The organism is Acidovorax sp. HMWF029, from assembly GCF_003060895.1.
Taxonomy (GTDB): Bacteria; Pseudomonadota; Gammaproteobacteria; order Burkholderiales; family Burkholderiaceae_C; genus Acidovorax.
On the sequence record NZ_QAIH01000225.1, the window covers coordinates 40,470 to 51,466 of the forward strand.

Genomic DNA, 10,997 nt, shown 5'->3' on the forward strand with positions numbered 1-10,997 from the left:
GCAAGGGTGCCGGCTTGATTTTTGACATATTTTGCGAAGATGACTCGGGGGTAGAGCGGAACCCGGATAATCGCCGGATCGCAAGCAACCATCAAAAAGTCCAATGCCAGTTTACAGCATGACCGGATACGCCAGCGCACAGCATGGCGCATCTGCCGCCGGCGCTGAAACCGAGGCCCGCGCGCCCCAATCGCGCCGGCTAGGCCTGGAAATCCGCTCGGTCAACAGCCGCTTCCTGGACCTCTCGTTCCGCTTGCCCGACGAACTGCGCGCAATGGAGCCCGCTCTGCGCAGCCTGCTCACGGCGCGTCTCAAACGCGGCAAGGTCGAGGTGCGCGCCGCCCTGGACACAGACGACAGCAACACACTGCAGGACCCGCCCGCGCGGCTCCTGCAGCGGCTCAACTCCCTGCAGGACTCCGTACGGGCGTGGCTGCCCTCCGCCGCCCCTCTCACGGTGGCGGACGCACTGCGCCTTTGCGCCAACGCCCATTCCGGCACGGAAGACTGGAGCGAAGCCGTCCCCGCGTTGGCCGAAGAAGCGCTCACCGCCCTGCTGGCGGCCCGGGAGCGCGAGGGCAAACGCCTGGCGGCCATGCTGCTGGACCGCGTCAAGCAGCTACGCACGCTCGCCCAGCAGGCCGTGCCCATGGTGCCCTTGCTCGTTGAGCAGCAGCGCCAGCGCTTCATGGAGCGTTGGAAGGAAGCCATGGCCCTGACCGACGGTGCCACCCTGCCCGAGGCCGCCCGCGACCGCGCCCTGACCGAGGCCACCGCCTTCGCCATCCGCATCGACGTGGCCGAGGAAATCACCCGGCTCGACTCGCACCTGGACGAGATCGAGCGCCTGCTCAAAAAGGGTGGCGAAGTGGGCAAGCGCCTGGATTTCCTCATCCAGGAGCTGCACCGCGAAGCCAACACGCTGGGCTCCAAATCGGCTGCGCTCGATCTCACGCGCATCAGCGTGGACATGAAGGTGCTGATCGAGCAAATGCGCGAGCAAGTGCAAAATATCGAATAAAACTCATTTTTTGATAGCGCATAGCGCACATCAACTATGGACTATCCAGGAAATCTCATCGTAGTGGCGGCGCCGAGCGGCGCTGGCAAATCCAGTCTGGTCAAGGCGCTGCTGGAGCTGGACTCGCATGTTCACCTATCCGTCTCCCACACCACCCGCGCCCCGCGCGGCCAGGAAAAACACGGCCGCGACTACTATTTTGCGTCGCAGTCCGAGTTCGACGCCATGGTGCAAAGCAACGCCTTCGTGGAGTGGGCACATGTGCACGGCAACCGCTACGGCACCTCCAAGAAAGCCATCGAAGAGCGCATCACTCAAGGATCGGATGTGATCTTGGAAATCGACTTCCAGGGCGCCCTACAGATCAAGGAGGCCTTCGCCAACGCCGTATTGGTCTTCATCCTGCCACCCAGCTGGGAAGAGTTGCGCTCTCGCCTGGAGCGGCGCGGGGAAGACACGCCAGAGGTAATCGAAGTCCGCCTCAAGAATGCAGCCGAAGAGATGGCCCAGGTCGGCAAATTCGACTTCGTTATAATTAACGAACTGTTTGAGCGCGCGCTGTTCGATTTGAAGGCCGTCGTTCACGCCCAGCGACTCAAGTACGTCGCCCAGCGCCGCGCACGTGCTGACACTTTCCAGTCGCTCAATATCACCTGAATCCCGGAGTAAAACGATGGCACGCATCACTGTAGAAGACTGTCTGGAAAAGATCCCCAACCGCTTCCAGCTCGTGTTGGCCGCCACGTACCGTGCCCGCATGCTGAGCCAGGGACATGCCCCTCGCATCGAAAGCCGCAACAAGCCTGCCGTAACCGCCCTGCGCGAAATTGCCGAGGGCAAGGTCGGCCTGGAAATGCTCAAGAAGGTTCCTGGTTGAACGAGTTAGCGGGCGCAGCCCCTGAAAGAGCACCGCGACGGCGGTGCTTTTTTTTTCCCGGAATTCGTCTGATGCGCTCCCGCGCTACATTTAAGGCATGAACGCGGTGCTCAACTCACCTTCTGCAACGCAGCCCCGGACTGGCGATCTGCCGACTGCAGGCAATCTCTCGGCTGCGGCCGCCGCAGCCAACGCAGCTGCGGCCAGCTTCGCCGCGCTGACAGACAGCCTCGACTATCTGGATGCATCGAGCATTGAGCAAGTGCGCCAGGCGTACCGGTTTGCCGACGAGGCCCACCTGGGCCAGCTGCGCAACAGTGGCGAGCCCTACATCACCCATCCGATTGCCGTCGCGGCCCAATGCGCCACCTGGAAACTCGACGCCCAGGCCCTGATGGCCGCCCTGCTGCACGACGCCATGGAAGACTGCGGCGTCACCAAGGCTGACCTGATTGACCGCTTTGGCGCACCCGTGGCCGAACTGGTGGACGGCCTTACCAAGCTGGACAAGCTTCAGTTCAACACCCGCGAAGAGAATCAGGCCGAGTCGTTCCGCAAGATGCTGCTGGCCATGGCGCGCGACGTGCGTGTCATCCTTATCAAGCTGGCCGACCGCACGCACAACATGCGCACGCTGTCGGACATGCCGCGCAGCAAGTGGGGCCGCATCTCGTCGGAGACACTAGAGATCTACGCCCCCATCGCGCACCGCCTGGGGCTGAACCAGACCTACCGCGAACTGCAGGACTTGGCGTTCAGGCACCTGCACCCCTGGCGCTATGCCACGCTGTCAAAGGCCGTCAACAAGTCGCGCAACCGCCGCCGAGACCTGGTGCAGAAGGTGCAGACCGAAGTGGACGCGGCCTTCTCCAAGATCGGCATGAAGGTGCGCCTGGCAGGTCGCGAAAAAACCTTGTACGCCATCTACCAGAAGATGGACCTCAAGCACCTGAGCTTTGCACAAGTGACGGACATCTACGGCTTTCGGGTGATTGTGCCCACCGTGACGGACTGCTACACGGCGCTCGGGGTGCTGCACCAGATGTACAAGCCAGTGCCCGGCAAGTTCAAGGACCACATCGCCATTGCCAAGCTCAACGGCTACCAGTCGCTGCACACCACCCTTGTGGGGCCTTCGGGCGTGAACATCGAGTTCCAGATGCGCACCGACGAAATGCACGTCATTGCCGAAGCTGGCGTGGCCGCGCACTGGCTGTACAAGGCGCAGGACGGTGACGGCACCTCGGCCGAGCGCCTGGGCACCAAGTGGCTGCAGTCGCTGCTCGATATCCAGAACGAGACCCGTGACGCCGCCGAGTTCTGGGACCACGTGAAGGTGGACCTGTTCCCCGATGCGGTCTATGTGTTTACCCCCAAGAGCCAGATCATGGCCCTGCCCCGGGGCGCGACCGTGGTGGACTTTGCCTACGCCATCCACAGCAATGTGGGCGACCGCACCACCGCTGCCAAGATCAACAACGAGCAGGTGCCGCTGCGCACCGAACTCAAGAACGGCGACGTGGTCGAGATCATCACCGCGCCCGTCTCCACTCCCAACCCAGCGTGGCTGGGGTTCGTACGCACCGGGCGCGCCCGCTCTAAGATTCGACACTACCTCAAGACCCTGGCGCAGACGGAGTCAGAGGGCCTGGGCGAAAAGCTGCTGACGCAAGCCATTCGTGCCGAGGGCCTGGAGCAACTCCCACCGCTGAACGCGGAAACCCAGCCCCTGTGGGACAAGCTGCTGCGCTTTACAGGAAACCGCAGCCGAAGCGAACTCATGACCGATCTGGGCCTGGGCAAGCGCATCGCCAGCATCGTGGCCAAGCGGCTGATGGTGCTGATGGCTGAGCACGGCCATCGCCCCGATGCCTTGCTGATGACCCGCGAGCGCTATACATCGCACGAGACCCTATCGCAAGGTGCCGTCACGCTTGATGGCAGCGAAAACGCATCAGTGCAGTACGCGTCCTGTTGCCGACCAGTACCCGGCGACAGCATCGTAGGCTACCTTGGGCGCGGCGAGGGACTGGTCGTGCACAACGTACATTGCAGCGTTGCCAAGCGCTTGCAACACAAGGATAGCGAGCGCTTCATTGCAGTGGACTGGTCGGACGAGCCCACACGCATGTTTGAAACCGGCGTGGTGGTCACAGTCACCAACGGCAAGGGCGTGCTGGCACGCGTTGCAGCGGAACTGGCGAGCTCCGAAGCGGACATCACCCATGTAGATATGGACGACGAGGCAGCGCTAGACACCACCGATCTACGCTTCATCGTTGCCGTGCGCGATCAGACACATCTGGAATCAGCGCTGCGCAACCTGCGCCGCACCCAGGCGGTCATTCGCGCCGCCCGCATAACACCCCGCGCCTGAGAGCCTTTCAGACATGTGACTCAGTAGAGAGCAAGGCAGCAGAAACCTCCACTCTGCAACACCCCAAACACCCTCAACTTGAAGGTGGAGGGTAGCAGACCTCGATCACTTCCAGATGTCGCACCCCCCCTGGGGTCGGCAACTGGACCTCATCCCCCACACGGGCCTTGAGCAACGCGCGCGCCACAGGGGAAATCCAGCTGACCTGCGATTCGCGGCTATCGGCTTCGTCGATGCCCATGATGGTGATGGTGCGCTCTACGCCCTCGTCGTCCAGGTAGGTCACCGCTGCACCAAAGAAGACCTGGTCGGTTCCTGCATGTTTGCTAGGATCAACTACCTCGGCGATCTCCAGTCGTTTGGTTAGGAACCGGATGCGCCGATCGATTTCGCGCAGGCGCTTCTTGCCGTACAAATAGTCGCCGTTCTCGGAACGGTCACCATTGCTCGCTGCCCAGTGCACAACATCCACGACCTTGGGGCGCTCGTTGTCAATCAGGTCGAGCAGTTCATCACGTAAGCGCGCATAACCCTCTGGCGTGATGTAGTTCTTGCCCCCACCAGGCAACGGCGGCAATGCCAACACATCGTCTTCAGCCCCATCGGCCTCTTTGGTAAAAGCCTTGCTCATCGCCAGACACTCCCGATCAGCGCAAAGCGCGCGGACAAATGAAAAAGCCTGCAATCTTTCGATTGCAGGCTTTAAACATTGGTGCGGCTGGCAGGAATCGAACCCACGACCCCTTGGTTCGTAGCCAAGTACTCTATCCAGCTGAGCTACAGCCGCTAAGCTTTGAATTATAGCATGATTTCTTGGCGACCCTTGAAACCTTCTTCTTTTATTTGCATCCACTTGGTGGTGGCACACTGCAAAAAAACTAATTCAGCGCAAGCCACGATTGTAATGCACTCCAAGGCGTCTCAAAGAGAAACAGGGCACATTGCCGCCGAAAAAATGGCTTGATCGCGATGATCACCCATGCGAGCGATGGGTGGTAGGGCGTGTTGGACTTGAACCAACGACCAAAGGATTATGAGTCCTCTGCTCTAACCAACTGAGCTAACGCCCCAAGCCATGCTCCAGCGCTATACGACGGGGCAAGCGCACTATTGTAGGGGCTTACTTGCGATGGCTGAGCGCGTTGGAGACTAGCTTGGATGTGATGTCCACAATCTGAATCATCCTGTCATATGGCATGCGTGTGGGGCCGATCACCCCCAACGTACCCACCACCGTCCCATCCACCTCGTATGGGGCACTGACGATGGATAACTCTTCAAAAGGCACAACCTGGCTCTCCCCCCCGATGTAGATGCGCACACCTTCGGCCTGGCTGGAGATATCGAGCAGGCGCAAGATCTGCGTCTTTTGCTCGAAGAGGTCAAAGGCTCGCCGCAGATTGCCCATGTCACTGGAAAAGTCACTGACTGCCAGCAGGTTGCGTTCGCCAGAGATGACGACCGCATCCTGCGCCTCCGACAATACCTCTGACCCAATATTCACTGCTGCCTGCATGAGCGACGCAATCTCGCCACGTAGCACATCTACCTCGGACTTTAGACGCTCACGCACCTGCTCCATCGCAAGCCCCGCGTAGTGCGCATTCAGGAAGTTGGAGGCTTCAACAAGCTGAGACTGGGAGTAGTCCACCTCGGTAAAGATCACCCGGTTTTGCACATCCCCCTCGGGCGAGACGATGATGACAAGAAAACGCCGCTCAGAGAGCCTCAGGAATTCAATATGGCGAAACACGGAGGTACGCCTAGGTGCCATCACCACGCCCACAAACTGCGACAGGTTGGAAAGCAACTGCGCAGCATTGGCGATCACCTTTTGCGGCTGCTCAGGAGCAAGCTGAGGGGGCATCAGCGGGTCTCGCTGTACTGTCAGCATGGTGTCCACAAACAACCTGTAGCCCCGCGCGGTGGGGATTCGACCCGCCGAAGTGTGAGGGCTTGCGATCAGCCCCAGCTCCTCCAGATCGGCCATGACATTGCGGATCGTGGCAGGCGACAAATCTAGGCCGGACGCTCTGGACAGGGTGCGGGACCCCACCGGCTGTCCGTCGGCGATATAGCGCTCGACCAGGGCTTTGAGCAACAACTTGGCGCGGTCATCGAGCATGGAATGATTTTAATGATGTAATTTCGCGATGACGTCCAATTTCCGCCATGTCGCACTCATAGGTAAGTACCAAGCTTCATCTGCGGGCTCTACGGGCGACAGCTCTCGCCAGGCCTTGGAAGACATCGCCCACTTTCTCGAACGCCAAGGCTGCGAGGTGGCGCTGGAAGCGGAGACCGCCAGCAACGCGGGGCTGACACATGACTACCCCTCGCTGAATGTAGACGAGATCGGGGCCCGGTGCGACTTGGGCTTGGTAGTGGGTGGGGACGGCACGATGCTGGGCATTGGCCGCAGGCTCGCGCGGTTTGGAACACCGCTGATTGGGATCAACCAGGGGCGGCTGGGTTTTATCACCGACATCCCATTTGACACCTACCAAACCACCCTCTCGCCCATGTTGAAGGGCGAATACGAAGAGGATCTCCGTCCCCTGATGCACGCCACCGTGGTGCGTGATGAGCGGATAGTGTTTGAAGCACTCGCCATGAATGATGTAGTCGTGAACCGCGGCGCCACCTCAGGCATGGTGGAGTTGCGGGTAGAGGTGGGAGGTCGGCTGGTGGCTAACCAGCGCGCCGACGGACTCATCATCGCCTCGCCCACAGGCTCGACGGCCTACTCGCTGTCAGCAGGCGGGCCGATGCTGCACCCATCCATCCCGGGTTGGGTGCTGGTGCCCATTGCACCGCACACCTTGTCTAACCGCCCCATCGTTTTGTCCGACGCCACGGAGGTGGCCGTGGAGGTGGTGAGCGGGCGCGACGTCAGTGCCAACTTTGACATGCAGTCATTGGCATCCCTGCTTCACGGTGACCGCATCCTGGTCAAAAGATCAGAGCACTGCGTACGGTTCCTGCACCCCCAGGGATGGAACTACTTTGCAACGCTGCGAAAAAAGCTGCGCTGGAACGAGGGAGGCTCCTGACCATGGCACTCAGGCGGATAACGCTGCGTGATTTTGTGATTGTCCAGACGCTGGAACTTGAACTCCAGCCCGGCTTCACTGTGCTGACCGGCGAAACCGGGGCGGGCAAATCCATTCTGATCGATGCTTTGCAACTGGCCCTGGGTGCGCGCTCGGATGCAGGGGTTGTGCGCGAGGGAAGCCCCCGGACAGACATCTGTGCAGAATTCGATTGCCCTAAGCATGTCCGGCCTTGGCTGGAAGAAGCAGGGTTTGATTCAGACGACATGCTTTTGCTGCGGCGCACAGTGGATGCCCAGGGAAAAAGCCGCGCCTGGATCAATGGAACGCCCGCCACGGCAGCGCAGTTGCGCGCACTAGGGGACATGCTGCTCGACATCCATGGACAACACGCCTGGCAAAGCCTCACGCGGCCCGAATCAGTGCGCGGGTTGCTGGATGCGTTCGCGGGCACCAGCACGGCCGACACCCAACTCCGTTGGTCGCAGTGGCGCGCGGACCAGAAAGCACTGCAGCAGGCGTGCCAAGCCCAAGCCACCTTACAGCAGGAGCGCGAACGTCTGCAATGGCAAATCAGTGAAGTGGAAAAGCTGGCCCCAGCAATCGATGAATGGGATGAGCTGGATGCGCAACACAAAAGGCTGTCGCACGCGCAAGCGCTTCTGGACGCGGCTGATGGGGCGATCCAAACCCTGCAAGCTGATGAGGCCGGCGTACTCAGCGCCCTGACGAAGGCCCACTTACTTCTACAAATCCAGGAGCACATCGAACCCGAATTTGCCAGTTTGGCCGATATCTTGGCATCCAGCCTTGCACAAGCCAACGACGTAGTCCATTCACTGCATTCGTACCTGCGGCGTGCCGACATTGATCCACAACGCCTGGCCGAACTGGATGCACGCATGTCGCAATGGATGACTCTCGCCCGCAGATACAAGCGGCCCCCAGGAGATTTGCCAGCGCTACTGCAGGACTGGAAGGCCGAGCTGCACCAACTCGACGCAGCCACCGATTTGGACCAGCTGCAAGCCGTCGAGGCGGCCAGTGCCAAGGCTTACCAGGCGGCAGCTCGGACGCTATCGCAGGCGCGCGCCAAGGCGGCACCCAAGCTATCGGCGGCCATTACCCAGGCCATGCAAGGACTGGGCATGGAGGGCGGAAAGTTTGAAGTGTCCCTGACCCGCGCCAAGGAACCCGCAGCCCACGGGATGGATGATGTTGTCTTTCTGGTCGCTGGCCATCCAGGCATGGGCCCCAAGCCGATTGGCAAGGTTGCCTCTGGCGGCGAGCTTTCACGCATCTCCCTTGCCATCTCGGTGACCACCAGTGAATTGGGTATGGCGCCCACACTCATCTTTGACGAAGTGGATTCTGGCGTGGGCGGCGCCGTCGCGGAAACGGTGGGCAGGTTGATGCAGCAACTGGGTAGAGACCGCCAGGTACTCGCTGTGACCCATCTCCCCCAGGTCGCGGCTTGCGCGCACCACCATCTGAAGGTGGCCAAACGCAAGAGTCCAGCAGGCACCACCAGCACGGTGCTGGCCATTCAGGAAGAACAACGTGTTACCGAGATTGCGCGCATGCTGGGCGGCGAGCGTTCAACGGACACCACCTTGGCCCACGCCCGAGAGATGCTGAATCATGTGGCAACAACCCTGGCAGTGAAAAACTGATGGCACTTGAAATTGTCCTGATCACAGGGATGTCCGGCTCGGGGAAGTCCGTAGCCCTGCACGCCCTGGAAGACGCCGGGTACTACTGCGTAGATAACCTTCCACCCGAGCTGCTGCCCGCCTTCGTTGCGCTGGAGCATCGCCACCACGGGAACCGCGTAGCCATCGCCATGGATGTGCGCAGCGCGACCTCGCTGCACCAAGTCCCTCAGGAGCTGAATCGCCTGCGCAGCCAGGGCGTGGCCGTGCAATCAGTTTTTCTGGATGCAACCATCGACACCCTGGTGCGGAGGTTCTCCGAAACACGCCGCCGTCACCCGCTCTCTCATGACGACCTTCAGCAGGGGCGACGGGCCCTGGTGCAGATCATCGAACTGGAGCGCGAACTGCTGGCGGACTTGCGCGAGCAGTCACATGTCATCGACACCAGTACGATACGAGCGTCGCAGCTCCAAAGTTATGTCAAGGGCTTGATGTCCACGGCGCAAGGGCAGTTGACCCTGGTATTTCAGTCCTTCGCCTTCAAACGCGGCATCCCCATGGACGCGGACTATGTCTTTGACGTGCGGATGCTGCCCAACCCCCACTACGAGCCGACGCTGCGCGATCTGACGGGACTGGACCAACCGGTGGCGGACTTCCTACGCCACCAGCCCGACGTCAGCCTCATGCGTGCCCACATAGAGCAATTCTTGGCGTATTGGCTGGACATGCTCGACAGGAACCACCGCAGCTATGTGACGGTCGCCGTTGGCTGCACGGGCGGGCAACACCGCTCAGTCTATCTGGTGGAACGGCTCGCCGAGGCCTTCAGCGACCGCTGGACGGCGCTGAAGCGCCACCGGGAACTCGACGGCCGCTGACTATCGAGCTGAGATCGGGTTGCGGATCAGCCTCCGTCCTCACCGCCTCACCACAACCGGGCTTGGGTCGCGTCCAGCAGTTTGCGGATTGGGGCAGGCAAACCCACAGACGGCCATTGGTCCGGCCCGAGCCACTCGCCTTCTCGAAGGGCATCTCCCGCAAAATCCCCACTGATCAGTATTGGATGAAGATGCAAGTCCCTGTGTGTGAGCACATGCAAAAAGGGAGGCAGCTCTTCCTGCAGGTACCGTGACGGGTCGCCAAGGCTCTCCACAAAAGCAGCACCCTCAGCCTCGCCGGGAAAGACAGGCACACAATGCATGCCTGCCCAAATGCCCGTTGGCGGGCGCCGCTGCAACCAGACGCGATCGAGGCCATCACGAAGGATCACCAACTGCCATGACTCGGATCTGCGAACCAGCTTGCGCGTCCTGACGGGATAGCGCTCGGGGTCGCCATTCGCCAACGCCTTGCAGGACTCCATCAAGGGGCAGTCGGAACAGCGGGGAGCGCGTGGAGTACAAAGCGAGGCCCCCAGGTCCATGAGCCCCTGAGTGTATCGGGGCATTGCTTGAACAAGGTCTTTGGTGGGTAGCAGCGACTCCGCCATGCCCCACAGCAGGCGTTCGTTGGCGGCAGACGCCATGTCCTTGTCAAACCCTAGCAAGCGCGTCAGCACCCGCCGTACGTTGGCGTCCAGTATCGGCACCCGCTCCGAGAAACAGAATGCAGCGATGGCTCCCGCCGTTGATCGGCCAATGCCTGGCAGGGTCGCCAGAACCTCTGCTGTGCGAGGAAACATCCCTCCGTGGTCAGCCACGACCTGCTGCGCACAACGGTGCAGATTGCGTGCCCGGCTGTAGTAGCCCAACCCACTCCAAAGCCCCATCACTTCGTCCTGGGGCGCGTTCGCCAAGGCGCGGACATCGGGAAATCGCGCCAGGAACCGTGCGTAATAGTCCAGCACAGTGCTGACCTGGGTTTGCTGCAGCATGATCTCTGACAGCCATACGCGATAGGGGTCTCGGGTCTGCTGCCAGGGCAGGTGGTTGCGACCATGGGAAACCTGCCATGCCACCACGCGTTCGGCGACGCGCGCGCCCTCTGCAGGCGCACTCATGCCGACACAAGA

The 10,997-nt window shown here is 61.0% G+C and carries 10 protein-coding genes and 2 tRNA genes; 7 read left to right on the top strand and 5 right to left on the bottom strand.

Annotated features, from left to right (window positions below; genetic code table 11):
* The first annotated feature begins 103 nt into the window (after positions 1–103).
* The 4 genes from DBR12_RS15905 to DBR12_RS15920 all read left to right on the top strand — a co-directional run bounded on the left by DBR12_RS15905 (position 104) and on the right by DBR12_RS15920 (position 4,275).
* Positions 104–1,021 carry a YicC/YloC family endoribonuclease gene (locus tag DBR12_RS15905; RefSeq protein ID WP_108618149.1) on the top strand — a complete coding sequence of 306 codons (918 nt, stop codon included), beginning with the start codon at positions 104–106 and terminating at the stop codon, positions 1,019–1,021.
* 36 nt (positions 1,022–1,057) lie between these two features.
* Complete coding sequence (gene gmk, locus DBR12_RS15910; protein WP_108618150.1) at positions 1,058–1,678, top strand: guanylate kinase; 621 nt, start codon at positions 1,058–1,060, stop codon at positions 1,676–1,678.
* Between the two features lie 16 nt (positions 1,679–1,694).
* Positions 1,695–1,898, top strand: a complete 204-nt coding sequence (rpoZ, locus tag DBR12_RS15915; RefSeq protein WP_005794722.1) for a DNA-directed RNA polymerase subunit omega — start codon at positions 1,695–1,697, stop codon at positions 1,896–1,898.
* Between the two features lie 97 nt (positions 1,899–1,995).
* On the top strand, positions 1,996–4,275 hold the full coding sequence (locus tag DBR12_RS15920) for a bifunctional (p)ppGpp synthetase/guanosine-3',5'-bis(diphosphate) 3'-pyrophosphohydrolase (RefSeq protein ID WP_108618151.1): 2,280 nt from the start codon (positions 1,996–1,998) through the stop codon (positions 4,273–4,275).
* Between the two features lie 73 nt (positions 4,276–4,348).
* Here DBR12_RS15920 and greB read toward each other — a convergent pair whose 3' ends face one another.
* The 4 genes from greB to hrcA all read right to left on the bottom strand — a co-directional run bounded on the left by greB (position 4,349) and on the right by hrcA (position 6,400).
* On the bottom strand, positions 4,349–4,906 hold the full coding sequence (gene greB / locus DBR12_RS15925) for a transcription elongation factor GreB (protein ID WP_108618152.1): 558 nt from the start codon (positions 4,904–4,906) through the stop codon (positions 4,349–4,351).
* Between the two features lie 79 nt (positions 4,907–4,985).
* Positions 4,986–5,062: transfer RNA gene (locus DBR12_RS15930), tRNA-Arg, on the bottom strand.
* 206 nt (positions 5,063–5,268) lie between these two features.
* A tRNA-Ile gene (locus DBR12_RS15935) sits at positions 5,269–5,345 on the bottom strand.
* Positions 5,346–5,395: 50 nt separating this feature from the next.
* Entirely contained in the window at positions 5,396–6,400 is a 1,005-nt protein-coding gene (gene hrcA / locus DBR12_RS15940) for a heat-inducible transcriptional repressor HrcA (RefSeq protein WP_108618153.1), read from the bottom strand.
* A gap of 28 nt (positions 6,401–6,428) precedes the next feature.
* Between hrcA and DBR12_RS15945 the strand changes: the two genes are divergently transcribed.
* Genes DBR12_RS15945 through rapZ form a run of 3 tightly spaced genes read left to right on the top strand, consistent with a single transcriptional unit; the run spans position 6,429 to position 9,864 of the window.
* On the top strand, positions 6,429–7,328 hold the full coding sequence (locus DBR12_RS15945; RefSeq protein ID WP_108618154.1) for an NAD kinase: 900 nt from the start codon (positions 6,429–6,431) through the stop codon (positions 7,326–7,328).
* A 2-nt stretch (positions 7,329–7,330) separates the two neighbouring features.
* Complete coding sequence (gene recN, locus DBR12_RS15950) at positions 7,331–9,001, top strand: DNA repair protein RecN (protein ID WP_108618155.1); 1,671 nt, start codon at positions 7,331–7,333, stop codon at positions 8,999–9,001.
* Entirely contained in the window at positions 9,001–9,864 is an 864-nt protein-coding gene (gene rapZ / locus DBR12_RS15955; protein WP_108618156.1) for an RNase adapter RapZ, read from the top strand. The genes recN and rapZ overlap by 1 nt, the downstream gene beginning before the upstream one ends.
* Positions 9,865–9,911: 47 nt before the next feature.
* Here the strand turns inward: rapZ and mutY are convergent, their stop codons facing one another.
* Complete coding sequence (mutY, locus tag DBR12_RS15960; protein ID WP_108618157.1) at positions 9,912–10,985, bottom strand: A/G-specific adenine glycosylase; 1,074 nt, start codon at positions 10,983–10,985, stop codon at positions 9,912–9,914.
* Positions 10,986–10,997: the final 12 nt, after the last annotated feature.